This window comes from Microcoleus sp. Z1_B2 (assembly GCF_036700325.1).
GTDB lineage: Bacteria > Cyanobacteriota > Cyanobacteriia > Cyanobacteriales > Microcoleaceae > Microcoleus.
In genome coordinates this window covers 1-23,420 of record NZ_JAUBOQ010000013.1, presented here as the reverse complement: position 1 = coordinate 23,420, position 23,420 = coordinate 1, and the positions used below count along the sequence as shown (strand labels likewise).

Genomic DNA, 23,420 nt, shown 5'->3' with positions numbered 1-23,420 from the left:
TTTGCCAATGAACTCGCTGCTAATTGCTGGAACTGATACCGACGCGGGCAAAACTGTTTTGACCACCGCTCTGGCTGCTTATTGGCAAATGTATTTTCCCGATCGCAGTTTGGGAATTATGAAACTCATGCAAACAGGAACGGGCGATCGCGAACTCTACACCCGTTTGTTTTCCCTCGACCAATCCCCCGAAGAACTCAATCCGCTGCACTTTGATGCGCCTCTAGCACCACCAATTGCAGCCGAACGGGAGGGGAGACGTATCGAACTCGAAAAGGTCTGGACAGCGTGGCAAAGCCTCTCTGAACGCAAGGATTTTGTGTTGGTGGAAGCTTTGGGAGGGCTGGGATCGCCTGTAACGTGGGAACTGACGGTGGCCGATATTGCTAGGGATTGGCGGCTGAGAGGGGTTTTGGTAGTACCTGTGAAGTTGGGGGCGATCGGGCAAGCTGTGGCGAATGTTGCTCTCGCCAAACACACTGGTTTTAAGCTCAGAGGAATTGTGCTCAATTGCGTTAAAGCTTATTCTGAACAAGAAATTGCCGATTTAGCGCCCGTTGACTTGATCCAGTCGCTGACTCAAATACCTGTGTTGGGTATTTTGCCGCATTTAGATGACCCGACTGACCTTGCTAAATTAGCTAAAATTGCTTCAGATTTAGATTTAGAACAGTTACTGCCAGGGGTTAATTTAGTTCCTCAGACTTCTAAATAACCCTATTCTCAACACCTCTCTTTCTCATTCTTCTCTTCCTCTGCGTACTCTGCGTCCTCTGTGGTTAAAAACTAAGATTTTATTTGAACCGCAGAGAGCGCAGAGAGCACAGAGAAAGAAAAGAGAGAGTTTTACAAATTGCTATAAGGAGAATAAAACATGGTTTCTACTTTACCGAATTTAACCTCTGTCGATTTATCTCAGTTGCGGCTGGAAATTAGAAATTTGCAGCCTCAGCTAGTCGAATGGCGTCGCCTTTTGCATCAAAGGCCGGAGTTGAGTTTTGATGAAAATTTAACGGCGCAGTTTATCTCACAAAAGTTGCAGGAATGGGGCATTGAGCATGAAACTAATATTGCTAAAACTGGTATTGTCGCCACTATAGACAGCGGCAAACCGGGGCGGGTTTTGGCAATTCGGGCGGATATGGATGCTTTGCCTATTCAAGAAGAAAATGAGGTGGATTATCGATCGCAGCATGATGGAATTATGCACGCTTGCGGCCACGACGGCCACACTGCGATCGCCCTCGGTACTGTCTGTTATCTTGCTAAGCACAAACACAGCTTTTCGGGGAAAGTAAAATTTATCTTTCAGCCCGCCGAAGAAGGGCCAGGAGGCGCAAAACCGATGATTGAAGCGGGAGTTTTGAAGAATCCTGATGTTGATGCGATCGTCGGTTTGCATTTGTGGAACAATCTACCTTTGGGCACTGTAGGCGTCCGCAGCGGCGCGCTGATGGCGGCTGTGGAAGTTTTTGACTGCACGATTTTTGGCAAAGGTGGGCACGGTGCAATGCCACATCAGACTGTGGACTCGATCGTAGTTACAGCCCAAATTGTCAGCGCTTTGCAGGCTATTGTCGCGCGGAATATTGACCCGATCGACTCAGCGGTAGTAACTGTCGGCAAATTCCACGCAGGCCACACCCACAACGTGATTGCCGATACTGCTCAAATCGGTGGTACGGTGCGCTATTTCAATCCTGCATATCAAGGTTATTTTGCACAGCGAATCGAGCAAGTAATTGCTGGAATTTGTCAGAGTCACGGCGCTAATTACCAATTAGATTATTGTGCGCTTTATCCGCCAGTTATTAATGATTCGAGAATAGCTGAATTGGTGCGCGGCGTCGCAGAATCCGTTGTCGAAACTCCTGCAGGAATCGTGCCGGAATGTCAAACAATGGGCGGCGAGGATATGTCGTTCTTTTTGCAAGAAGTCCCCGGTTGTTATTTCTTTTTAGGTTCGGCAAATCCAGAGAAAAACTTGGCTTACCCGCACCATCACCCGCGTTTTGATTTTGATGAAACTGCGCTGGGGATGGGTGTAGAAATGTTTGTGCGGTGTGTGGAAAAGTTTTGTGTGAATCAATGAAAGATTGTGTCATTCGGTGGGGGCGGGTTTATGAGATTATTGATTTTAGGCAATGATAGTTTGTAAAACCCGCCCCTACAGCAATCATATCTATTTAATTCGATCTCTTGCACCCGCCGTCAAAAAACTGTAGGGGCGGGTTCACCAAAAGATTTAAAGAATGCAGACAGCTTAAATAAACCCGCCCCCACCCCACGCGAGAGTCTTTTTACCGAGTTTGAAAGATATTCTGCACCATTTTTTTATCTACACTCGCCGCCGCCTTATCCAATTCGGCAATCTCCCCGGAGTCTAACTCCCACCCCAAAGCACCAATATTATCCCTCGCCTGTGCCGCAGATTTCGCCCCCGGAATCGGAATAGTTTCTTTGCAGATGCACCAGTTGATTGCTACCTGCGAAACAGTCTTGTTTCTGAATGCCGCTATTTCTCGCAAACATTCCAAAAGCGATCGCATTCCCGGAAGTAGCTGCTTGCACGCCAAACCTCGAATACCTTTAGGAAGAGGGCCGTTTTCGGAATATTTACCCGTCAGCAACCCCAAGGCTAGAGGACTGTAAGCAATCAATTTTATCCCCAATTCATCGCAAACATCTTTCAATCCAAGTTCTGTCACTGGATAGGTAGAAAGTAGCGAATATTGCACTTGTAAAGTAACAATAGGAATTTGGCGATCGCTAAATCTTTGATGCACCCATTTCAGCCGTTTCGGCCCGTAATTAGACAAGCCCACTCCCTTGACCAATCCTTGCTCGTAAAGGTCAGCCAGACCATCCAAAAGAGCCCCCTCTTGCCAAGGAGCGTAATTAGCTGTAGACCAGTGCATTTGCACCAAATCTACATTTTTTCCGAGGCGCGCCGCAGAGGCTTTGCCAGCCGATATCATTGATTGTCGCGTCAGTCTCCAAGGATAAGCAGCCAGTTTTGTCGCAATACAAATACTCTCTTTATTTGCACCTTGATATTGTTGAGAAAACAGCCCCAAAAGCTGTTCGCTACGTCCGTTTAATTTCCCCGTTCCGTAAGAGTCCCCGGTATCGAATAAAGTGACACCGTTACTAACACAAAGATTGAAAACGGCTTGCAATTCCTCGTCCATACTTTCATTGTAGCCCCAGAGGAATCTGTTGCCCCATGCCCAAGTGCCGCAGCCCATTTTTGGAAGTAAAATTTTTTGGTTAGTTGGCATTTTTTGATGGTAGTTGTTGGTAATACGGATATTTTATAGGAACATAATTCGGTATCCCCTAGCCCCCAGTAGAGCTGTTTCATACTGCCACAGGCTGCCAGGGACTCAAGTCCCTGTCTAATAGCATAAGTCGGTTAAAACCGACTGAAATAGTAATCTCAATTTTGAAAATTAGAGTTACACATATATTCTGCGCTAACTCTATACAAAAACAGCTTTGATAGAATTGCTACAGTCGTCTTTAGACGACTTCAGCTATGAGACAGGGGTTTAAACCCCTGTCGGACTGTCGGACTAATGGCACACCCTACAAAGTTACTAATGACTGATGACTCTTTAATTCTTTTACGTGGTTGGTGATGGCGAAGGTGGGCTGTTTTTGGTAGGTTGCTCTGGCTTAGCTTTGGGGTCTGGTTTTGGTGGCGCAGGTGGAGGGAAAGTCGCCGCGCGTCTGGGTATTTGTAGCGCTGTTCGGAATGCAGAAGACGGGAAGAAAGCACTAAATTGAGAAAGTCGAACTGCTAGAGGTTCGGGTGCATATTCCCACAAGCTTTCGTAGTAGAAGAAAGCGGCGCCTAAGCCGTATTCTTGGACTGCTCGCACCTGAGATTTAATTTGCTGAATCGGTACTGGGTTATTTCTCAAACCAGTCATAATCCCAACTCCGGTGGGAATTTTTTGCTGTGCTTCTTGCATTTCTGGACGGTTAAGCTTGTCTACAAATGATTCTAGATTGGAACGGTAGACTTGCACGATTAGCTCGTCGGCAATATCCAAACGCACCCAAGTCAGCCAATCTTGTAAGTGATGTTTGTAAGCAAACTCGTAGTAATTGGGAGAAATTGAGAAAATTGCATTGGGTTTGACTGCTTTGACGGCTTGATTTAGCTGCGACATAAAAGCGGTGATTTTATTGGCTCGCCACCGCACCCATGCTGGGTTTTGAAAATCTTTTGGCGGAGCTTTTTTTGTTTCTTTGGTATACAAAGCAACTGTGTAGTCATCGTATCCAAATTCAGACGGCAAACTCATGTGATCGTCAAATTGAATGCCGTCGGCGTTGTATTGAGTGGTAATTTCTAGTACGAGTTTGGTAATGAATTGCTGAACTTCTGGATGAAAGGGATTGAGCCAAACTACTTCGCCACCTGCACCGATTGATGTTTGGCTGCCGTCCTGTTTTTGTGTCAGCCAATCGGGATGATTTAAGGCTAATTCTGAGGTGGGAGGAGCCATGAAACCAAACTCAAACCAAGGAATTACTAGCAGGCCTTGGCGGTGAGATTGAGCGATTAAATCGGCGATCGTATCTTGTCCGTCTAACCCTCTGTAAACAAAGGGTTGAATGTCTTTTTGCTGCGCTACATTGCTGGGATACATTGCATAGCCAGAATTCCAGACTACGGGATAGATTGTGTTAAAATTTAACCGTTTTAGTTTGCTGACAGCATCTCCTAGTTTGCGACGATCTCTGAGGATGTCTTTGTCGTTTGTCGTCATCCAAACGCCGCGAATTTCCTGGCGGGGTTCCTGGGCGATCGCCGGAATGAAGTTGTTCGCCAGCAATACTATAATGAATGAGAGGGCAAACAGAAGCGGGAAAAGAGTTTTAATCGATCGCTGCCAACGGCGCGGAATGATGCGTAATGTCATAGTTTTGAATGGTGAGTTAGCTATTGAAACACACCCTGGCATAATTTGGTGATAAAATTTGCTCGCTCTACAGTCTACAGCCATTTGCGCTGAATGTGGAATCGGTTAACTGAAATGGGTGAATTGATGTGCTGCGATCGCAACTGAGCCAAGTATAATCTGCGATACAGAGGGTAGGTGACAGGATTCTGTCTAACTGCTGGGAAATCATTAATTACGCACTGCCAGCTTTCCTTACCGGACAGTGCGGCCCCAGGAGTGCGAGTGCTGTACAATATTGGTGCTGGAACATCTCGATCGAACATCTGTAATTGTGAAACATTTAGTGTTAATTGGCGGCGGTCACAGTCATGCTATCGTATTAAAAATGTTCGGTATCAACCCGCTGCCCGGTGTGCGTTTGACTCTGATTAGCGACGTGCTGCACGCGCCTTATTCCGGGATGCTGCCGGGACACGTTGCCGGGTTTTACGATTATGATGAATGTCACATTGATTTGCGATCGCTCGCGGAATTTGCCGGGTGTCAAATATTGGTCGATCGGGCGATCGCGATCGACCTTAACAAAAATTTAGTTATTTGTCAAACTTGTCCTCCGATTAATTTTGATGTGCTTTCTGTGGATATCGGCAGCACTCCTGCGACTTTATCTGTACCGGGTGCGGCAGAATATGCAATTGCAGCTAAACCCGTACCGGAGTTTTTATCTAGCTGGAATCAGTTAATTTCCGAAAGGCAAAACTCTCTCCAAAAACTGCTGCGGATAGCCATTGTCGGCGGCGGTGCCGGCGGCGTAGAATTAGCATTAAATATGCAATCTCGATTGGGGAAGGAAGAAGGGTTCGGCAACAGATTGTGTAACGGATTTAACGGATGGATATTAAGGTACAGCGAAAGACGTAAGAGAGAAAAGGGAAGGGGGAAGAAAGAAGAAGAATTAGAAATTCATTTGTTTCACAGCGGTGCGGAATTGATGCAGGGACACAATCAGCGGGTGCGTCGCCGCCTTCAAGAAATTCTCATAAGTCGCGGCATTCAATTGCATTTAAAGGAAAAAGTTTGTGCTGTAAAAAAAATCGAGAGGGAAACCAATCCTCAATTCCCTACCAATTACCAAATTTCCTGTAAATCCGGTTTAAAATTAGAGTGCGATCGCATATTTTGGGTGACACAAGCATCGGCAGCCAATTGGATAAGAGAATCCGGTTTAGCAGCCGACTCAAACGGCTTTATGCAAGTCAACGATTGCCTGCAATCAGTCTCTCACCCCAACGTATTTGGGGCTGGCGATATCGCTGCGATGGTTAATTATCCGCGCCCCAAAGCAGGCGTTTTTGCCGTGCGTCAGGGCAAACCGCTGTTTGAGAATTTGCAGCAGTTTTTATTAGAAAAACCGCTGAAACCCTTTGCACCGCAGGAACAGTACCTAGGGTTAATTGGTACTGGGAATAAAAGGGCGATCGCATCTCGCGGCAATTTCATGTGGGAATCACGGTTGTTGTGGTATTGGAAAGATTGGATCGATCGCCAATTTATGCAAAAATTTAGCAATCTGCCCAAAACCCGCCATACCAAATAGCAATACATTCAAATATTCTCCTCTGTTCCTCTGCGTTCTCTGCGTCCTCTGCGGTAAAGAAAAAAAGTATTATTCAAAAACCCTTTAAGCTTGCTATAGTAATATCAGAAGTCAGAAAAACTAACTATGTTCAGAAAAATTGGATTTGGGCTGCTTTGGATTGCATTTATCACCTACGCCTTTGTATTTGCACCACCCGACAGCCCTGAAAAAACCATCACACTAATTACCAATATTTCCACAGGCAAAATAGCAGACATCAACCCTTTAATTGTAGCGTTATTCAACCTCATGGGAGTCTGGCCGCTCATCTACAGTTGCGTCTTATTTGCTGACGGCAGGGGCCAGAAAATACCTGCATGGTTATTTGCCACTTTATCCTTTGGCGTCGGCGCCGTTGCCTTGCTGCCTTATTTAGCCCTGCGCGAACCTAATCCAGAATTTGCCGATCATAAAAATATCTTTTTAAAGATATTAGACTCCCGTTTTACGGGAATTTTCTTAACATTAGCTGCGGTTGGTTTAGTTGCCTTTGGCTTGACAAACGGCGATTGGTCTGATTTTATTCAGCAGTGGCAAACCAGCCGTTTTATCCACGTAATGAGTTTAGATTTTTGTATGCTTTGCCTACTATTTCCTGCCTTATTAGGAGACGATATGGCGCGCCGAGGAATGCAGAACTCTACAGCATTTTGGGCAGTAACATTAGTGCCGCTGTTCGGGCCGTTGGCTTATCTTTGCACGCGCAAACCGCTGCCGGAAACTAATACTAAAACTGTTACAAATTAGACAGCAGTGCTGGTAATTTTCAGTTTAATCTATGGATCATCCATCACAAGTAATCAGAGAAGAAACAGGCAAGATGCCTGTTTCACAATAAGTAAGTTTTATTGTGGGGAGTAGGGTTGGGCTTATAGCCCGCCCATGAAACACTGATTACAAATAGTGCCAAATCTGAGTATGAATGTAAATAATTATCTCCCAGTCTCTAGCAAATGAAAAAATTTCCTATTGTTGGCATCACAACATACAACCGCTGTCCAGCAGGCGAATATCGCTTAAATGGAACTTATATTGATGCAGTTCAGGCGGCTGGTGGCATTCCGATTTTACTGCCTCCCAATCAATTAGATCCGGCTAGTATTTTGGATGCAGTAGATGGTTTGATTTTTTCCGGGGGCGGAGATATCAACCCAGAACTTTATGGCGGTTATGTCGATCGCACAGTTTACTCGGTTAATGCAGAACGCGACAATTTTGAATTAAGCTTAGCAAAGCTAGCTTTGAAGGCTGACATACCTGTGTTGGGGATTTGCCGGGGAATGCAAATGTTGAACGTAGCCAGCGGCGGCAGTTTGGTGATTCACGTACCGGATGCTTACGGAGACGAGGTTAATCACGGATCGGGAATTCCCCCGCGCGCGATCGAGCATACCATTGAAATTGAACCCAACAGTCGGCTAGCAAAAATTATGGGAAAAACTTCAACAACAGTTGTTTCCTGGCATCATCAAGCAGTGCGAAAGGTAACATCCGATTGGCGAATTGTAGCCGATGCACCTGACACTTTGGTAGAAGCAATGGAGCACTGCTATCACCCTTGGATGATAGCAATTCAATGGCACCCAGAAATGTCGCCAAACTGTTCGGTAAACTCTCGAATTTTTCAGGCTTTCGTAGAAGCAGCAGCTTCAAGATTTATGAATTCTACCAAGTCAGAATCCCAAGCAATTCCTACATTTTTGTAGTCACTTATTCTTGATAGTCAGTATCTATTTCAATATCCAGGGTATCTTCATCTATTCTGACATACAGAACATTCGGGCGACAGCAAACCTGACAATCTTCGATATAAGATTGCTCCATACCACCGCTGATATCAACAAAAGTTGTACTCGGTTCGCCGCAGAAAGCACAGTAATATTCAGCCGTTGTTTGCATTTTTCTCGCACTCTCTTTTTGTGACTTCGTGGCGGTAGCGAAACATATCTGTTAACCGCATTTCCACCCACCAACCTAACAGCAAATCGACAATCGGGCCGCCGGGAATCGAAAATGCGTTAGCGAAGCCCTCGAAGAGGATCGCATCTGTCAATCTAGTCTTGCCATTTTCTGCTGTAAACTCGTGTCGGTGAACCCAACGTGCCATTGGCCCCTCAGTTTGTTCATCAACAAACAACCGATATTGTTCGCACTCAGTGTGAGTCGCCACCCATTTTACAGGAATCGGCCCCAATAACAGGCGAAATTCTGATACAGCACCCACATCGAGTCCCCCTTCGTGGCGAATGATTTTCACCGGTTGCCAAGGCGGAGTCAAAAGTTGCAGAATGTCGGGCCTTTCGTGAAAGTTCCAGACTGTTTCAACAGTTGCATTAATTAGGGATGAATATCGAAAATTAGGCATTTTGTAGATTAAGTTAAACAGTTATTTGCGATCGCGTTTCAGCATTTGCAGTATTATCCTCTGTATCAGTACAAACAGCAACAGTTAGTCTCAATCCCAAAGCATTCAGCCAAGTTCCCAGATTATAAATCGCATCACTTCCTTGCTGCGACAGCAATTCATCCAGTTTTTTTAAGTGCAATTCATATTGTTCAGGAGTCATTTTTGGTTGACCCAAAGCTTCTGCTACATCGCTGAGAGCTCGTTTTAGCAGTTCAGGTTCCGGCTCTTCCTCCTCTAATGTCGCCGTTATATAGGCGGCTGACAATGCCGGGTTTTTTCTCAGAGATTCAATCAAAAACGGATGATAAGGTAGGCTTTTAGGCATTGTCTTAACTCCTATAATCTGTCCAGTATTCTTTAGCTTGGCGGATATCTCTGTCTTGAGTGCTTTTATCGCCTCCGCAGATGAGAATCACAATTGTTATTCCTATTTGTCCAAAATAGATGCGGTAGCCAGGCCCATAATTGATTTTGAGTTCGCATACGCCTTCCCCCACGGATCGATAATCTCCTAAATTACCATCAGCAATTCGGTTAAGCCTAGATATAATCTTGGCTTGAGCATTGATATCTCTCAGCGAATCAAACCACTGATCGAAAGGCACTTTGTTATCTGGCGTCGTATAACGCTGAATTTCTCTCGGTTGGACTTCGGGCATAATTATATTATAGTGCGTCACTCATCCCAGTATCCTGGCAATTAATTATACTCAAGAAATGCCACAGGGGAAAGATGGAAAAACTTAGCTAACTTTTGAATTTGACTCGCCGTCAGTTCCCGCTTTCCCTTCATCACCTCAGATACCCAAGACTCGGATTCAAAAATATCAACCAAATCTTTTTCTTGAATATTGTCTTCAACCATCAATGCTTTCAGTAGTGCGATACCTTTCAAAACTGGCATTGGCTCATGTTTTTGTTCGTAATCATAAACAAGAGTACCCAACACGTTTAAGTAATCCCGATCGTCCTGCGTGAGATTTCTCCGACTCACAATAGAATCAATCCGATTTTGTGTAGCGATTAACTCAGCTTCACAAGTAATGGGACGCGGTGGAAAAGTTGTGATTATCTCAATATAGTAGCTACTAGGAGTTTTTAAACCAGTCGTCATTTTTCCAGTTCTCCTTATTATATTCTGCATGAGTTAAAACACAGCGGACAAACACTATCTGGTATTCATAATCGATAAAAGCAATTAACCGATAGTTATTGCCACCAATATTAAATACCGTAAAGCTACCTACTAAGTCAGCCGAAGGAAATACTTTACGAATATCTACTAAACTTTGCCATTCAGCATCACAGCTACGCTGATACCATAGCAACAGACTTGTTTCAGCATTGGGGTGTGTTTCCCAAAATTCTTTTAGTCGTTTTCGGCTAATGACACGCATGAGGCTATTATAATCTAATTTACTAAACGCGACTTAGTGAATTCTCACATTCTTGATTTGGCTGTCGTGTTGTATGACTCATCGCCTCAGCCAAATGCTTCTTCAAAGTCGCCTCCGGTAGCGGTCCTTTTAAATGACTCCAAGGCAAAACCTGCTCCAATTCCCACTCTTGAAAAACATAAAAATTCATCTCCGGCAACTGTCCCCGCAACTCCTTAAACGCCCGCCGATAACTGCCCAAAGTATCGCCGTAATGCCGCACTAATTCCAACAGCCGAGACAACCGCCGATCGCCCTTTGACAACAACCCCTGAATCACCGACCAGTTATAGCTTTCAGGTCTAAATTCTAAACCCAACTTCCGCAATTCTTTATCTAAAAACTTCAGCCTCTTCTCCGCATCTTTATTCACTCCAAACCACTGAAAAGGAGTGTGAGATTTCGGGACAAAAGTGCTGCATCCCAGAGTCAACCGCAAACCGGGAACAGCTTTTCTAATCGCCCGCATCATCGCCACCGTCTCCTCTAAATCCTCCATTTCTTCGCCGGGAATTCCCGCCATCCCGTAAAGTTTAATTCCCTTTAATCCGCCAGCCTTAGCATTGATAGCAGCTTGAATAATTTCGTCATTTGTGAGTTTTTTGTTAACGATTTTGCGGAGGCGATCGCTCCCGCTTTCCACCGCAATCGTCACAGATTTGCTGTCTCTGTTTGTCAATATTTCGGCTAGCTTAACTGTCACAGTATTCGTCCTTACCGAAGAAAGACTCAACCGCACGCCGTCGTATTTCGGATGATTCAAATGATCCAGCAACGCTTCAAATTCCGGGTGCTGAGTCACCGAAGCACCCAACAAACCCAAACGATTAGTCACAGCTAAACCCCGATCGATCGCCGGAATTAACGAATCCTCCAAACTCGCAGTTCTAAACGGCAAAGTCAGATAACTTGCCAAACAAAAACGGCACATTTCTGGACAACTACGAACCACTTCCACCATGTAAATATTTTCCCAAGCAGCTTTTTCTGTCACCACAGTGGAAGCAGATAAAGTATTGCCGCGGTACGTCTGTTTTTCAACCATACTGGGAATTCCCGAATCGACAGGATGAATCGATTTAATCCCCTCAGCCGCATCCAGATAAGTTACTTCGTACAAACTGGGGACGTAAACTCCCGGAACTTGGGCTAAATGCCGCAATTTAGTTTGTCTGTCGGCGCTACGGACTTCTTTATAAGCATCAATAAAATTGTCAATGAGATGTTCGCCATCTCCCAGCAAAATCACATCAAAAAAATCGGCAAAAGGTTCTGGATTCGCCGTGAAAACCGGGCCACCCCCGAAGACGATCGGATGATTATCAGTTCGTCGTGACGCCCAAATCGGAATTTCTAGAGATTCCAATAAATTTAGAATATTTACATAGTCTAGTTCCCAAGAAAGCGAAAATCCCAGTAATTCTGGATTTCGGGGAAGTTGTTCGCTGATATCAGTAAATAAACGACTGACTTCAATATCCGATCGCACAGCCAAAGTGGCCCACACTATCTGATAGCCGAGACTGGTAATACCCACCGTGTACTCGTTGGGAAAAGCAAAAATAGTCGGGATAGCATCAGCATCGGGGGTTGCTGGGGCAAATAGTAAGCGTTCTTGGGCAAATGGATTAGGATTCATCCGATTTTAGATTTTAGATTTTAGATTTTAGATTAAGCTGTTGTGCATTTAAATAGAATGTCAAAAAACAATCTAATTCTTGTGGGGTGGGCGTCTCGCCCGCCCTGAATATGCAATTTAAATGCGTGACAGCTTAGGGAATTTATCCCACGGATAAATCCGGGAGTTTGTGACCAAATTGCTTTTGATCGCGGGCAAGTTTAGCCTTAGCAATAAAAAATCTAATTATAGCTCATAAATGACTCTAACCTGAAGTTGACACCTGTACCTTCTGGTAACAGACAACTGACAAATGACCGAAAACAATTGGTTGCGAGGCCGCCGGATTCATCAGCGGATAAGGAATGAGAATTAAATAACTTCCACTCTTGAAAGTGGGATGGGCGTCCCGCCCGTCATGAGTGGACGGGCGGGACGCCCATCCCACAAGAACAATTAAAATTGTAAGTTATTTAATTCGCGAGCCTAAGCAAAAAAAGCTCGGCATCCCATAAACCTGAGAACGGTACAGCCCGTGGGTGGTTAATCGAAAATCGAAAATCGAAAATCGAAAATCGATTGACTTGTTGAAAGTTAGTCTGAAATAGAATCGCGATCGTCCTGACTTTTCGGAGTCGGCGGTGCACTGTGAAAAGTTGCAATCAGCAAACAGATAATCCCAGCATTAATAAACACATCGGCTAGATTAAATACGGGGAACCGAATGATCCGAAAATCGATAAAATCTACAACATGGCCCGAAACAAATCGATCGATCCCATTCCCTAGTGCTCCCCCCAAAATCAAACCGTAGCCAGCTTGTTCCCAGCGGTTAATTCGCGGCCCGAACCAAGCCAGCACCATCAATCCCACACTAACGGCCAAAGACAGCCACCGCAACCAAATCGCCCCGCCATTGCTGAACAGACTAAAAGCCGCACCGGTATTAACAACATAAGTGAAGTGAAACACTCCGGGTAACAGCGGCTGCGTCTGCGGAGGAACCGTCAATTCAAAATTTTGCACCACCCAAAACTTAGCCAGGTGGTCTAAAACTAAACTGATAACAGCAGCAACCCAGAACAAGGGATTTCTTTTAAAACGCATGAATTAAGCAATAGAAAATGGGGCATCGGGCATGAGAGAATTTACTCCAATCTCACGTGTCATTATGAGCAGAATGCAGTGCAGGAAAGCAATCCCAGCCGCAGCGCGATGACTCTCTCGTTGGGCAATGTATAGTATAACCTTATTTGACACAACAACCAATCCCCGATTACCAATTCCCAATTCCCAATTACCCAATCAATAAAACATCAAGCGGCGCAAAGTAAATGACAACACTGCGATCGCACAAACTACCGCCAATTGTCCCGGCAGAGGATAAACCGAATATTTAAGAATCTCATCGAATAAAGGTGTTTTTTTTGCTGGAGGCAGCCAGTAAGTAAAAATTAGATAAATTAAGCCGATCGCGTGAACTGTGAACAAACCGCACAAACAGCTAAAAGCCATAGATTCCAGCCGCGAAGCCACCTTAAAAGCCACCCAGCCGCACACCCAAGCACCAGGCACAAAACCCAGCAAATACCCAAAACTCGCTTCTTTGAGATAGCCGATGCCGCCGCCTTGAGAAAAAACTGGCCACAAAGTTAATCCTAATGCCAAATAGGCAATTTGCGAGAGAGCCGCAGCATTTTTTCCCCCCATGCAGCCTACTAGCAAAACGGCTCCAATTTGATAGGTAACACCTAAAGAGTACGCCTGAAGTCCTCGATCGTCCCACAACCCAATCGGGATTGTGACAGATGCAGGCAAAAAAGTGCCTCCTATCGTCAGGAGCAAACCAATAACAGCCCAGATTAATTCAATAGGAGCAGGCATTATAGCAGAAGAAAGAAGGAAGACCGAAGTTGCAATCGACCGTTTATGTTTGTGCAATTAAGAACGTCCTCACCGTCAGGGCGGTTGCTATATCATCAAACAGCATTCCTCAGAATGTATTTGTCAGATGCAAGCTTCAATGCCCGCAGCTTTTAAATTCTTAATCCTAGCACTACTATCAAAATAACCACCATTGTATGGTTTTCTGGTTCTCAAGCTTCGATCTTGTGATAATTTAATGGAGAATTTTTCGCGATCGGGCGATCGACTGCTTGTTTCCGTAGCTATTTCTCTGCCATATATCTTATAACGTCACAATTGTCAAGTTCATTAATAACATTAATAATATTAATTAATATTAAATTGGGATTAAGTGTAAAGATTCTTAACCTAACCTTTACTTTTGCGCGCTATGCTGATGCGGGACACCCATATAACGATCGCAGCTTTTGTATACCTATGCTTTTTCGTCTTAACTTGATTAATCCAAACCGTTTGACTACTGCAATTTCCGCTATGGCGATCGCCCTCAGTGTAGCAGCTTGCGGCGGCGAGACCACAACCACAGGCAGCAGCCCCACCCCCGGCGACACCGCAGCTAGCCCCGTTGCAGCCACCGGCACAGCAGCAAACACCAAACTCGCCCTAGCCTCAGACGTAGCCCTGACGGGTGCCGGCGCGTCATTCCCAGCACCCCTGTACCAGCGCTGGTTTCAAGATTTCAACACAGCCAATCCCAAATTACAGATCAATTATCAGTCAGTGGGCAGCGGTGCCGGAGTCGAACAGTTTACCAAAGGTACGGTAGACTTTGGAGCCAGCGACACCGCCATGAGTGACGAGGAAATTGGGAAGGTGCCAGCGGACAAAGGCGTGCTCTTGCTGCCGATGTCGGCTGGCAGCATCGTGATCGCCTACAACCTGCCAGACGTACCCGAACTGAAGTTGCCAAGAGCCGTTTACACAGATATCTTCTTGGGGAACATCACCAAGTGGAACGACCCCAAAATTGCAGCAGCTAACCCAGGCGCTAAACTGCCAGACCAAAATATCACAGTTGTACACCGTTCTGACGGCAGTGGTACGACAGACGTATTCACAAAACACCTCAGCGCCATCAGTCCAGAATGGAAAGAAAAAGTAGGGGAAGGCAAGACAGTAGAGTGGCCTTCTGCCGGTAAGATTGGTGGCAAGGGGAATGAAGGTGTGACAGCTTCTATTCAACAAACCGTTGGCGCTATAGGCTACATTGAGTACGGCTACGCCAAGAACAACAATATCAAGTTTGCTGCCCTGGAGAATAAAGCCGGCAATTTTGTAGTCTACAACGACGCAGCGGGGGCCAAAACCCTTGAAGCAGTGGTACTACCGGAGAATCTGCGGGCGTTCATTCCCGATCCGGAAGGGGCAGAGTCCTATCCTATTGTTAGCTACACTTGGATGCTCATCCCCAAAACAGTTGCTGACCCCAACAAAGCCAAAGCAATCGAGGCCATGATTGAATACGGCTTGAATGAAGGTCAAAAGGTCAGCCCTGAATTGGGCTACGTTCCTCTGCCCCAAAACGTTAAAGAAAAAGTAGCCGCGGCCGCTGACGGCATCAGCCCAGACTACAAGATTGAGGTTGCCAAATAGTAATTGTTGACTGTTGACTGTTGACTGTTGACTGTTGACTGTTGACTGTTGACTGTTGACTGTTGACTGTTGACTGTTGGAAAAAAGGGAAAAGAAAAAAGCAAGAGAGATATTTCTGTAGGGGCGGGTTCACCGACAATAATTGCCTAAAAGCAATAATCTGATCAACCCGCCCCACCCAACGGTAAATCGCCATTTACCTCTTTCAACATACAAGGGTCAGGTTTTACCAGAAATATTTGTTGAAAAGTCAGGGGATTAATCAACCCGCCCCTCTTTGATTTTATTTATCGTCTTTCTTTCTGCTTCCTTCTAGCTTTTTCCGAAACAGACTATTTTCCGCTACTATATATTTGGTTTTTTTTTCTATGATTTCAGATAATCACAGCGCTCAATCAGAGAGCCGATCGCGCTCTGGGGCAGAAAAATCCTTAGATCAAGGCTTTATCTGGCTCACGCGGATTTTGGGCATAGGAGTAGGTGTAATTTTGCTGCTAATCGCCCTCACCGTTGGTTACAGGGCTTTACCTGCGATTCAAGAGTACGGTTTGGGATTTCTGTTTAGCAGTAGCTGGAATCCGGTTAAAGAAGAGTACGGTGCGCTGCCGATGATTTACGGGACGATCGTCAGTTCGGCGATCGCGCTCCTAATTGCGGTACCATTAGGAGTAGGGACTGCCATCTTCTTGAGTGAAGATTTTTTGCCGCTCCCAGTGCGTACAGCTTTGGTTTTTTTAGTAGAACTTTTAGCTGCCATTCCCAGCGTAGTCTACGGTTTGTGGGGAATTGCTGTATTGATTCCCATTATTACCACTCTCGGCAAGTTTCTCAACGGCACTTTGGGATGGCTGCCGATTTTTAGCACCCCGCCAGTGGGCCCGGGAATGTTACCAGCCGGAGTAATTTTGGGAGTCATGACTTTGCCCATTATTACTGCTATCTCCCGCGACTCTTTGGCAAGTCTCCCCCCCGAATTGCGGCAAGCATCTCTCGGTTTAGGAGCTACTCGCTGGACAACCATTTTTAGAGTGCTCGTACCGGCGGCTTTTTCCGGCATTGTCGGCGGAATTATGCTTGGGCTCGGTCGCGCGATGGGAGAAACAATGGCCGCAACTCTGTTAATTGGCAATTCCAATCAGTTAAGTCTTTCTGTGCTAGCTCCGGCAAATACTATTGCTTCTCTGATGGCAAATCAGTTTGCGGAAGCCTCCGGGTTGCAAGTATCAGCTCTGATGTACACTGGGCTAATTCTGTTTATTATGACACTGATTGTTAATATTTTGGCAGAGTGGATTGTTTCTCAAGTAAGAGCGAAGTACAACTAGAAGTTGGCCGCGATTTCCTACATAATTTTAGTTTATGTCAAATAGCGTCTCCGATGAGAATCCTTTGGTATCGAAAATAGGCAGTTTAAAGAAGGTTAAAAACAGCCCGCAAGCGCTGTTTAGTCTGGGGATGACTGTACTGGCTGGAGCTGGTCTGGCACTCACCCTGCTGCCTTTGTTTGCAGTGCTTTCCTATGTCACCGTACAAGGTTTTAATCGCCTGAATTTAGACTTGTTTACCAAGCTGCCACCGCCGCCCGGACTATCGGGAGGCGGTATTGCTAATGCAATTGTCGGTACGTTAATGACCGTAGGAATTGCTTCTTTAATTGCTGTTCCTTTTGGTGTATTGGCCGCAATTTATTTGTCGGAATTCAGCAGCGGCCAAGTAGCTCGCTGGGTACGCTTTGCTACTAATGTCCTCAGCGGCGTTCCTTCGATTATTGCCGGGGTATTTGCCTACGGTTTGTTCGTGGTAAATATGGGAGGTTTTTCGGCAATTGCAGGGGGTGCGGCGCTGGCTGTGCTGATGTTGCCTACGATTGTGCGGACTACTGACGAAGCTCTACAAATCGTCCCGCAAGATATTAGATGGGCGTCGGTTGGTGTGGGCGCTTCTAATTATCAGACGGTGTTGCAGGTGGTTTTGCCTGCGGCAATTCCGGCTATTTTAACAGGTGTGACTCTGGCAATTGCCCGCGCTGCTGGAGAAACTGCTCCTTTGATTTTCACGGCGCTCAATTCGCCTTTTTGGCCGGGAGGATTTGATAAGCCAACTCCGAGTCTTTCGGTTTTGGTGTACAACTTTGCAACGGTTCCTTTTAAGGCACAGAAAGAATTGGCCTGGGCGGCATCTTTGATTTTGGTGCTTATGGTTTTGCTGACGAGTATTCTTTCTCGCTGGGCTACTCGCCAAAAAGTTTATTAGTCAGTTGACAGTTGTCAGTTGACAGTTGTCAGAGCATTTTCGGTTAAATAAATATAATTATTGTAGGGGCGGGTTCGCCAAGATATTCAATAGAAACCCGAGTTCCAGTAAACCCGCCCCTACCAAGATATTATAAGCAATCTACCGGAATTGAGATCGTTGTTCAGCGGTAATTTGTACAAATTGAGAGGATAGTTAGCTGTATGATGATGGATTTAGACCACCAAACGGAAACAGTTTTACGGACAGAAAATATCAATATTTTTTACGGCGCTTTTCACGCGGTTAAAAATGTTTCAATGGAGATTCCTAAAAATCGCATTACTGCCTTGATTGGGCCGTCTGGCTGCGGTAAAAGTACAATTCTGCGGTGTTTTAACCGCCTTAACGATTTAGTAAGCGGTTTTCGTTTAGAGGGTAGAATTGATTACCACGGTCAAAATCTTTACGATCCTGATATTGATGCTGTGGCGGTGCGCCGCAAGATTGGGATGGTATTTCAAAAGCCGAATCCTTTCCCTAAGTCGATTTATGACAATATTGCTTACGGGGCGAGGGTAAACAATTATAAGGGAGATATGGATGAGCTGGTGGAAAAATCGCTCAGCCAAGCTTATTTGTGGGATGAGGTGAAGGATAAGTTGAAGCAAAGCGGTTTTTCTCTTTCGGGTGGCCAGCAGCAGCGTTTGTGTATTGCTAGGGCGATCGCGATTAATCCTGATGTAGTGTTAATGGATGAACCTTGCGCTTCTCTTGACCCGATTTCTACGATTAAGATTGAGGAGTTGATGCGGGAACTCAAGGAGAAGTATACGATTGTGATCGTTACTCACAATATGCAGCAGGCTTCTAGGGTTTCTGACCTGACTGCTTTTTTCAATGCTAAACTTTCTGACGATGGGAAGCGGTTTGGCTATCTTGTGGAGTGTGATAAGACTGAGATAATTTTCCAAAGTCCAAAGGAAGAGTCTACTTTAGATTATGTCAGCGGCCGTTTTGGTTGAGCCCCGACAGGTTGAAACTTGTCGCTACAAAAACTCTCGTCTCTCTCGCTTGAAACTAAAAACATTTACAGCAGTTTTTAGCAATAGGAGGTACAGTCTGGCGTGGGGCATGGGGCATGGGGCATGGGGCATGGGATTGCCCCGTGTACCTCATAAACCTGCAATCTGCTGTAATTTGCTGAGTATCGTAGCGACAACAAAACCCGCGTAAAACTTTTGTCAATTGAGAATCCCGCTTTCTTGGAGAAAGCGGGATTCTGGATTTTATGATTAAAAGCTCAATCTGAGATGTTGCACCATTCTCAATAAGCTTTTTAGGAACAGGCAAGATGCCTGTTCCACAAGAAAATTCACTCTTTGTGGAACAGGCATCTTGCCTGTTCTTGACAATGGTGCAAGATGTGAGTCGATCGCACTTTTTGCAGATACAAGCCACTGATTTTTGTGAAGAAATGATCGAAGGGTTCACATATTCTTCATCCAATGCTTTAACAGGTTTTCTTTAACCATGTTTTGTCGCATAACTTCGAGCAAGTATTCCTGAGCTTGGTCTTGGCTTAACCTTTTGACTTCTTCGCGTAGCACTTGCAGTTTGAACTGCTGTTCCATGCTGAGGCTGGTTGTAGACATATCCATAAATCGCTCCTCCAGTTTGCTGAGATTGATGCGAGATTGATCGGAATGACGTTTCGCAGAATTTGTTGTGTCTCCTACATTGTAAACTATCATAACATTCCCTTGACAATATGTCCAAAGTAGACATTTTGAGACTAATTTGTGTAGCAAAAGTACATCTAAGTGGGGGGAGCCTTATCATAAAAAGGCGTAAAGACAGGGAAGCCTAAGCCAAAGGAGCTAGTTCGTATGGATGCCATGGAGTTTTTTCAAAGCAGTGCTGGAGAGTGGCGTTCTCAGCGCAGCACTCACCACCTCGCTTTCCGCCAAGCGGAGATTGGGGATTCAAATATTCAGGTAACGGCGCTGGGTGCGGATGACGCGCGAGTGGCCGAGATTTGCAAGATGCACGAAGTCGATCCGAGCCGGGCTGCTGGGGGGGCTTTTGTGACTTGGCACGGCTCGATGGCGTGGGATAAGGATGATGAGAATCATAAAGGGTCTACCGTGTTCGCGATCGTCCCCGATCCTGAAAATCCCCGACAGGGCTTGATGTTGCGCGAACGGGGCTATGCGGAAATTGTGCCGGTGGCTGGCCGTTTTGAGATGGATGATGAGGATGGGCTGCTGCTGATTACCGAATACGAGACGATGAGTTCGATCGAGCGTTTCTGGTTTGCTAATCCGAACGTGCGGATGCGGACAAGTACCGTAAAGCGCTTTGGCGGTTTCAGCACATCGACTTTTTGTACCGAAATTCGGGTGCAACCAGACTCGGATGCAACATCAGAAGCAGCAGCAGATCAAGTGGCCGGCAGCGAGTTTTATTCGGCTCTGGGTTGGTAATTTATTTGACTGTGAACGGTTGACTGTTTATGGTTGACTGTTTACGGTTGACTAAAATCTGCCAACTGCCAACTGCCAACTGCCCACTGCCAACTGCCCACTGACAACAGTCAACAAATGTTACAGATTGTTGCAAAAATTCAGGAAAATCAGATTTAGATTGCGGGAATCCCCTAATCTGTATGTTGGTTAGTTGTATCCGTTTTGCTGGCAGCTCACGGTGTCAACTATTTCTGAAATTTGAGATAACGGAGATTTTAACGTGGCGCTTCCTTTATTAAGCTACGCCCCCAAGAGCCAAAACCAGCGCGTTGCTGGTTATGAAGTGGGGAGCGACGAGCAGCCGAGAATTTTCACAACTGAAAATGTGCTCTCGTCTGGAGACATGGAAAATTTGATTTGGGCTGGATATCGCCAGATTTACAGCGAACACCAAATCCTCAAGAGCAACCGCCAAACGTCTTTGGAGTCGCAACTCAAGTTCGGCCAAATTACTGTGCGGGACTTTATTCGCGGTTTGGCGACTTCTTCTCCTTTCTTGGAGCGGAATTATCAAACTAACAGCAATTACCGATTTGTAGAAATGTGCGTGCAGCGCATTTTGGGTCGGGATGTGTACAGCGAGCGCGAAAAGATTGCTTGGTCGATCGTCGTAGCCAATAAGGGGCCTCAAGGCTTTATTGACGAGTTGGTCAATAGCGAAGAGTACCTGGATAAGTTCGGTTATGACACAATACCTTACCAGCAGCGCCGAATTTTGCCTCAGCGAGTTGGAGGGGAAACTCCTTTCAACTTGAAGACGCCCCGCTACAGCGAATACCACCGTTCGCAGCTTGGCTTCCCGCAAATCATCTGGCAAACAAGTGTCCGCCGTTTTGTTCCTCAAGAACAGCAGCCGAAAGCTGGCGATCCGTCGAACTATTTGGGTATGGCGCGCAATATGCCCATGCCTGCTACTCCGCCCCAGCGCGTGCCTCTGGCTAATATCAATATCGACACGATGGTTCCCCGTCGCCGGTAATTGATGCTGCCCTGATGCGATTATTTGTGTCGGGCGATCGACTGAATCGATCGGCTTTTAGGCTGAGAGAGTTTTGAGTCTTGAGTTTTGAGGTTTGAGTTTTTTGATAAACTTGGAATCCAAAACTCAGGGCTCATAATTTTTGGGGAAAAAAGGAAGTTCGGCAACGAGCAATCTACAGGATTTAACCGATAAATATTAGACTTGAATTGAAGCTATTCTTTGCTCTCCTATCTTGAAATGTATCTGCGTTCCTCTGCGTGCATCTGCCTTCATCGGATCGCGAATTAAATAACTTACAATTTTAATTGTTATTGTGGAAGTTATTTAATTCTCATTCCATCTGCGGTTTGCCTATTACATCAAAAATTTAGGCAAGAAGTTTAATCAAGAAAAAAGGCAGGGGGAAAAATGTTTATAGTAAGGCCTTTAGTCATTAAAAAGGTAAAGGATCAGGTTCTGACGGTAACAGACTTACGCCAGTATAAGCAGATTGGAGTCTATCAAAAATGTATTCAAAAGCTTCTTCAAAGTGTCTGGGTTCATCAATGAGAATCTTGAATTCGTGACCCCAAGGATAAACGGTGACAATGAAATTGTCAATAACTTTGTTAACACTCAAAGATATTTCGACTGTTTCGCGATCGCCATTTTGGGGATTTTCGGGATTTTCGCAAACATCGATCGCACCATCAAAATACAGAATGCCATTGTCATCAAACTTCTGATTTTGCTTTTGAATCGGGCATTCCAAATAATCGCTCATTTGCGTGATAAAAATGTCACTAAAATCCTGACAAGCTTCGCAGGATTCGCGGTATGCTTGCCGGGATGCGGCGTAAGCTTTGCAAAGTTTCTCAAATTTAGACATAGAAATTACCAGTGTTAACTGCCTAACATATCAAGTGTGAGAGCGCAACCGCAATATTTTCAACAAAGTGTTGAATTGATCGGGTAAAGGCGCGATCGCCTCTATTAATTCTCCGGTTACGGGATGCTGCAATGTCAGCCGCCATGCGTGGAGGGCTTGTCCGGTTAAATTGACGCCGATAGAACGGTTGGAACTGTACATCGGGTCGCCGACAATGGGATGTTTGATCTCCGCTGTATGCACGCGAATTTGATGGGTGCGGCCGGTTTCTAATTGATAGTGCATTAAGCAATAGTTGCCGATTCTTTCTTTGATTTTCCAGTGAGTAACTGCGGGGCGACCGCCTTTTTCTACTGGTACTACCGCCATTTTTTTGCGATCTGTGGGATGCCGCCCGATGGGTAGGTCTATTGTACCTGTTTCGGTGTTGGGAGCACCGTAAACTATGCCTAAATATTCGCGGCGGGCGGTTTTGGTTTTGAGTTGGGCTTGCAGGTGTTGGTGGGCGATGTCGGTTTTGGCGATCGCGATCGCACCTGTTGTATCTTTGTCTAATCTGTGTACGATTCCCGGCCGCTGAACTCCGCCTATTTCTGCTAGGGGACAGTGCGCTAACAGGGCGTTGACTAATGTACCGTCTGCGTGTCCGGCGGCTGGGTGGACGACTAATCCGGCTGGTTTGTTGATGATAATTAGGCTGTCATCTTCGTAGAGGATGTCGAGGGGAATTGCTTCGGCCTGCAACTTTGTGGGTTCGGTTTCGGGTAAAGTGAGGTGGATGCGATCGCCCGTTTTTACTGATATTTTTTTCGAGGTGCAGGTTTCGTCGTTGACTTTGACGTTACCTTGTGATATGAGGCTTTGGATTCGCGATCGGGATAAGTCCGGTATCTGGTTTGACAGCCAAATATCTAATCGCTGATTGACATTACTGCGATCGAATTCTTCTGTATTTTCTACTGTGTAAATCTGTGCCGCAGTGTCTATTTCTATCATTATACTTTCTTTGGTAGTTAGAGAGTCGATGGCAGAGTGTCCCCTACCATCTCTCCTACAAAACCGTGCTTGCGACTTTCACCGCACACGGCTCCTGAATGATGTAATCCTGGTTATGGATACAGTAAGATCGCATCACGAGATGATTTATACCGCTTGATAGTTTTCCTTTTACCCCTACATCCCACCATCAGATTTTTCTGTGGCATTAGGCTTTTAAAGGGTTACTTAGTCTCTATCTTTTACACCACCCGGCGCTGTCAGCATATCTCTGCTATT

Annotated in this window: 26 protein-coding genes; 11 read left to right on the top strand and 15 right to left on the bottom strand. The window is 45.6% G+C overall.

Going from position 1 to position 23,420, the window contains the following annotated elements; all coding sequences use genetic code 11:
• Positions 1 to 7 precede the first annotated feature (7 nt).
• Positions 8 to 715 carry a dethiobiotin synthase gene (gene bioD / locus QT984_RS09635; protein WP_333207779.1) on the top strand — a complete coding sequence of 236 codons (708 nt, stop codon included), beginning with the start codon at positions 8 to 10 and terminating at the stop codon, positions 713 to 715.
• Between the two features lie 159 nt (positions 716 to 874).
• Positions 875 to 2,092: a M20 family metallopeptidase gene (locus QT984_RS09630; RefSeq protein ID WP_333052161.1), complete on the top strand. Its 1,218-nt coding sequence runs from the start codon at positions 875 to 877 to the stop codon at positions 2,090 to 2,092.
• Positions 2,093 to 2,300: 208 nt separating this feature from the next.
• On the opposite strand, the gene QT984_RS09625 is transcribed toward QT984_RS09630, so the two are convergent.
• The 3 genes from QT984_RS09625 to QT984_RS09615 all read right to left on the bottom strand — a co-directional run bounded on the left by QT984_RS09625 (position 2,301) and on the right by QT984_RS09615 (position 5,239).
• On the bottom strand, positions 2,301 to 3,281 hold the full coding sequence (locus QT984_RS09625; protein ID WP_333052163.1) for an aldo/keto reductase: 981 nt from the start codon (positions 3,279 to 3,281) through the stop codon (positions 2,301 to 2,303).
• A gap of 345 nt (positions 3,282 to 3,626) precedes the next feature.
• On the bottom strand, positions 3,627 to 5,018 hold the full coding sequence (locus tag QT984_RS09620; RefSeq protein WP_333052166.1) for a glycoside hydrolase family 10 protein: 1,392 nt from the start codon (positions 5,016 to 5,018) through the stop codon (positions 3,627 to 3,629).
• The gene (locus QT984_RS09615; RefSeq protein WP_333052169.1) at positions 5,009 to 5,239 is read right to left on the bottom strand and encodes a hypothetical protein; all 231 of its coding nucleotides are present in this window, start codon (positions 5,237 to 5,239) and stop codon (positions 5,009 to 5,011) included. The genes QT984_RS09620 and QT984_RS09615 overlap by 10 nt, the downstream gene beginning before the upstream one ends.
• A gap of 8 nt (positions 5,240 to 5,247) precedes the next feature.
• Here QT984_RS09615 and QT984_RS09610 point away from each other — a divergent pair, with 8 nt between their 5' ends.
• The 3 genes from QT984_RS09610 to QT984_RS09600 all read left to right on the top strand — a co-directional run bounded on the left by QT984_RS09610 (position 5,248) and on the right by QT984_RS09600 (position 8,261).
• Positions 5,248 to 6,513, top strand: a complete 1,266-nt coding sequence (locus QT984_RS09610) for an FAD-dependent oxidoreductase (RefSeq protein ID WP_333052171.1) — start codon at positions 5,248 to 5,250, stop codon at positions 6,511 to 6,513.
• 126 nt (positions 6,514 to 6,639) lie between these two features.
• The gene (locus QT984_RS09605; protein WP_333052174.1) at positions 6,640 to 7,302 is read left to right on the top strand and encodes a DUF2834 domain-containing protein; all 663 of its coding nucleotides are present in this window, start codon (positions 6,640 to 6,642) and stop codon (positions 7,300 to 7,302) included.
• A 206-nt stretch (positions 7,303 to 7,508) separates the two neighbouring features.
• Positions 7,509 to 8,261 carry a gamma-glutamyl-gamma-aminobutyrate hydrolase family protein gene (locus QT984_RS09600; RefSeq protein WP_333052175.1) on the top strand — a complete coding sequence of 251 codons (753 nt, stop codon included), beginning with the start codon at positions 7,509 to 7,511 and terminating at the stop codon, positions 8,259 to 8,261.
• Between the two features lie 4 nt (positions 8,262 to 8,265).
• On the opposite strand, the gene QT984_RS09595 is transcribed toward QT984_RS09600, so the two are convergent.
• The 9 genes from QT984_RS09595 to QT984_RS09555 form a co-directional block, all read right to left on the bottom strand.
• A complete protein-coding gene (locus tag QT984_RS09595) occupies positions 8,266 to 8,454 on the bottom strand; it encodes a CPXCG motif-containing cysteine-rich protein (protein ID WP_006635525.1) in 189 nt (62 codons plus the stop codon).
• Positions 8,438 to 8,920, bottom strand: coding sequence for an SRPBCC family protein (locus QT984_RS09590; RefSeq protein WP_333207782.1), 483 nt, complete (start codon positions 8,918 to 8,920; stop codon positions 8,438 to 8,440). The genes QT984_RS09595 and QT984_RS09590 overlap by 17 nt, the downstream gene beginning before the upstream one ends.
• 13 nt (positions 8,921 to 8,933) lie before the next feature.
• Positions 8,934 to 9,287, bottom strand: coding sequence for a transcriptional regulator (locus tag QT984_RS09585; protein ID WP_333052181.1), 354 nt, complete (start codon positions 9,285 to 9,287; stop codon positions 8,934 to 8,936).
• A gap of 4 nt (positions 9,288 to 9,291) precedes the next feature.
• Positions 9,292 to 9,621, bottom strand: a complete 330-nt coding sequence (locus tag QT984_RS09580; protein WP_333052183.1) for a type II toxin-antitoxin system RelE/ParE family toxin — start codon at positions 9,619 to 9,621, stop codon at positions 9,292 to 9,294.
• A gap of 41 nt (positions 9,622 to 9,662) precedes the next feature.
• Entirely contained in the window at positions 9,663 to 10,076 is a 414-nt protein-coding gene (locus QT984_RS09575) for a transcriptional regulator (RefSeq protein WP_333052185.1), read from the bottom strand.
• Entirely contained in the window at positions 10,051 to 10,359 is a 309-nt protein-coding gene (locus QT984_RS09570; RefSeq protein WP_333052186.1) for a type II toxin-antitoxin system HigB family toxin, read from the bottom strand. The genes QT984_RS09575 and QT984_RS09570 overlap by 26 nt, the downstream gene beginning before the upstream one ends.
• A 22-nt stretch (positions 10,360 to 10,381) precedes the next feature.
• The gene (locus QT984_RS09565) at positions 10,382 to 12,037 is read right to left on the bottom strand and encodes a radical SAM protein (RefSeq protein ID WP_333052188.1); all 1,656 of its coding nucleotides are present in this window, start codon (positions 12,035 to 12,037) and stop codon (positions 10,382 to 10,384) included.
• A gap of 573 nt (positions 12,038 to 12,610) precedes the next feature.
• Positions 12,611 to 13,123, bottom strand: coding sequence for a signal peptidase II (gene lspA, locus QT984_RS09560; protein WP_333052190.1), 513 nt, complete (start codon positions 13,121 to 13,123; stop codon positions 12,611 to 12,613).
• A gap of 198 nt (positions 13,124 to 13,321) precedes the next feature.
• Entirely contained in the window at positions 13,322 to 13,900 is a 579-nt protein-coding gene (locus QT984_RS09555; RefSeq protein ID WP_006635529.1) for a biotin transporter BioY, read from the bottom strand.
• Positions 13,901 to 14,359: 459 nt separating this feature from the next.
• On the opposite strand from QT984_RS09555, the gene pstS reads away from it, so the two are divergent.
• The 4 genes from pstS to pstB all read left to right on the top strand — a co-directional run bounded on the left by pstS (position 14,360) and on the right by pstB (position 18,792).
• Positions 14,360 to 15,535, top strand: coding sequence for a phosphate ABC transporter substrate-binding protein PstS (gene pstS, locus QT984_RS09550; RefSeq protein ID WP_333373846.1), 1,176 nt, complete (start codon positions 14,360 to 14,362; stop codon positions 15,533 to 15,535).
• A 368-nt stretch (positions 15,536 to 15,903) separates the two neighbouring features.
• The gene (gene pstC, locus QT984_RS09545; RefSeq protein ID WP_333373844.1) at positions 15,904 to 16,860 is read left to right on the top strand and encodes a phosphate ABC transporter permease subunit PstC; all 957 of its coding nucleotides are present in this window, start codon (positions 15,904 to 15,906) and stop codon (positions 16,858 to 16,860) included.
• Between the two features lie 34 nt (positions 16,861 to 16,894).
• Complete coding sequence (gene pstA, locus QT984_RS09540) at positions 16,895 to 17,788, top strand: phosphate ABC transporter permease PstA (protein ID WP_333373843.1); 894 nt, start codon at positions 16,895 to 16,897, stop codon at positions 17,786 to 17,788.
• 203 nt (positions 17,789 to 17,991) lie between these two features.
• Positions 17,992 to 18,792, top strand: a complete 801-nt coding sequence (gene pstB, locus QT984_RS09535; RefSeq protein WP_333373841.1) for a phosphate ABC transporter ATP-binding protein PstB — start codon at positions 17,992 to 17,994, stop codon at positions 18,790 to 18,792.
• A gap of 465 nt (positions 18,793 to 19,257) precedes the next feature.
• Here the strand turns inward: pstB and QT984_RS09530 are convergent, their stop codons facing one another.
• Entirely contained in the window at positions 19,258 to 19,428 is a 171-nt protein-coding gene (locus tag QT984_RS09530) for an NblA/ycf18 family protein (protein ID WP_333296272.1), read from the bottom strand.
• Positions 19,429 to 19,656: 228 nt separating this feature from the next.
• On the opposite strand from QT984_RS09530, the gene QT984_RS09525 reads away from it, so the two are divergent.
• Both QT984_RS09525 and QT984_RS09520 read left to right on the top strand, forming a co-directional pair.
• Positions 19,657 to 20,253 (top strand): phycobiliprotein lyase, encoded by a 597-nt coding sequence (locus tag QT984_RS09525; RefSeq protein WP_333251096.1) that lies wholly within the window; start codon positions 19,657 to 19,659, stop codon positions 20,251 to 20,253.
• 262 nt (positions 20,254 to 20,515) lie between these two features.
• Positions 20,516 to 21,274, top strand: coding sequence for a phycobilisome rod-core linker polypeptide (locus QT984_RS09520; protein WP_333052205.1), 759 nt, complete (start codon positions 20,516 to 20,518; stop codon positions 21,272 to 21,274).
• Positions 21,275 to 21,710: 436 nt separating this feature from the next.
• On the opposite strand, the gene QT984_RS09515 is transcribed toward QT984_RS09520, so the two are convergent.
• Together QT984_RS09515 and QT984_RS09510 are read right to left on the bottom strand one after the other, a co-directional pair.
• Positions 21,711 to 22,145 (bottom strand): hypothetical protein, encoded by a 435-nt coding sequence (locus QT984_RS09515; RefSeq protein WP_333373839.1) that lies wholly within the window; start codon positions 22,143 to 22,145, stop codon positions 21,711 to 21,713.
• Between the two features lie 30 nt (positions 22,146 to 22,175).
• Positions 22,176 to 23,141 carry an RluA family pseudouridine synthase gene (locus QT984_RS09510; RefSeq protein ID WP_333052211.1) on the bottom strand — a complete coding sequence of 322 codons (966 nt, stop codon included), beginning with the start codon at positions 23,139 to 23,141 and terminating at the stop codon, positions 22,176 to 22,178.
• Positions 23,142 to 23,420 lie beyond the last annotated feature (279 nt).

Excerpts from the sequence above, each read along its gene's own strand:
- QT984_RS09575 (WP_333052185.1), bottom strand. The coding sequence starts at position 10,076 with ATGACGACTGGTTTAAAAACTCCTAGTAGCTACTATATTGAGATAATC.
- QT984_RS09615 (WP_333052169.1), bottom strand. The coding sequence starts at position 5,239 with ATGTTCGATCGAGATGTTCCAGCACCAATATTGTACAGCACTCGCACT.
- QT984_RS09555 (WP_006635529.1), bottom strand. The coding sequence starts at position 13,900 with ATGCCTGCTCCTATTGAATTAATCTGGGCTGTTATTGGTTTGCTCCTG.
- pstA (WP_333373843.1), top strand. The coding sequence starts at position 16,895 with ATGTCAAATAGCGTCTCCGATGAGAATCCTTTGGTATCGAAAATAGGC.
- bioD (WP_333207779.1), top strand. The coding sequence starts at position 8 with ATGAACTCGCTGCTAATTGCTGGAACTGATACCGACGCGGGCAAAACT.
- QT984_RS09565 (WP_333052188.1), bottom strand. The coding sequence starts at position 12,037 with ATGAATCCTAATCCATTTGCCCAAGAACGCTTACTATTTGCCCCAGCA.
- QT984_RS09585 (WP_333052181.1), bottom strand. The coding sequence starts at position 9,287 with ATGCCTAAAAGCCTACCTTATCATCCGTTTTTGATTGAATCTCTGAGA.
- lspA (WP_333052190.1), bottom strand. The coding sequence starts at position 13,123 with ATGCGTTTTAAAAGAAATCCCTTGTTCTGGGTTGCTGCTGTTATCAGT.
- QT984_RS09530 (WP_333296272.1), bottom strand. The coding sequence starts at position 19,428 with ATGGATATGTCTACAACCAGCCTCAGCATGGAACAGCAGTTCAAACTG.
- QT984_RS09515 (WP_333373839.1), bottom strand. The coding sequence starts at position 22,145 with ATGTCTAAATTTGAGAAACTTTGCAAAGCTTACGCCGCATCCCGGCAA.
- QT984_RS09605 (WP_333052174.1), top strand. The coding sequence starts at position 6,640 with ATGTTCAGAAAAATTGGATTTGGGCTGCTTTGGATTGCATTTATCACC.
- QT984_RS09570 (WP_333052186.1), bottom strand. The coding sequence starts at position 10,359 with ATGCGTGTCATTAGCCGAAAACGACTAAAAGAATTTTGGGAAACACAC.
- QT984_RS09510 (WP_333052211.1), bottom strand. The coding sequence starts at position 23,141 with ATGATAGAAATAGACACTGCGGCACAGATTTACACAGTAGAAAATACA.
- QT984_RS09580 (WP_333052183.1), bottom strand. The coding sequence starts at position 9,621 with ATGCCCGAAGTCCAACCGAGAGAAATTCAGCGTTATACGACGCCAGAT.
- QT984_RS09625 (WP_333052163.1), bottom strand. The coding sequence starts at position 3,281 with ATGCCAACTAACCAAAAAATTTTACTTCCAAAAATGGGCTGCGGCACT.
- QT984_RS09600 (WP_333052175.1), top strand. The coding sequence starts at position 7,509 with ATGAAAAAATTTCCTATTGTTGGCATCACAACATACAACCGCTGTCCA.
- pstS (WP_333373846.1), top strand. The coding sequence starts at position 14,360 with ATGCTTTTTCGTCTTAACTTGATTAATCCAAACCGTTTGACTACTGCA.
- QT984_RS09630 (WP_333052161.1), top strand. The coding sequence starts at position 875 with ATGGTTTCTACTTTACCGAATTTAACCTCTGTCGATTTATCTCAGTTG.
- pstC (WP_333373844.1), top strand. The coding sequence starts at position 15,904 with ATGATTTCAGATAATCACAGCGCTCAATCAGAGAGCCGATCGCGCTCT.
- pstB (WP_333373841.1), top strand. The coding sequence starts at position 17,992 with ATGATGATGGATTTAGACCACCAAACGGAAACAGTTTTACGGACAGAA.
- QT984_RS09590 (WP_333207782.1), bottom strand. The coding sequence starts at position 8,920 with ATGCCTAATTTTCGATATTCATCCCTAATTAATGCAACTGTTGAAACA.
- QT984_RS09525 (WP_333251096.1), top strand. The coding sequence starts at position 19,657 with ATGGATGCCATGGAGTTTTTTCAAAGCAGTGCTGGAGAGTGGCGTTCT.
- QT984_RS09620 (WP_333052166.1), bottom strand. The coding sequence starts at position 5,018 with ATGGCTGTAGACTGTAGAGCGAGCAAATTTTATCACCAAATTATGCCA.
- QT984_RS09595 (WP_006635525.1), bottom strand. The coding sequence starts at position 8,454 with ATGCAAACAACGGCTGAATATTACTGTGCTTTCTGCGGCGAACCGAGT.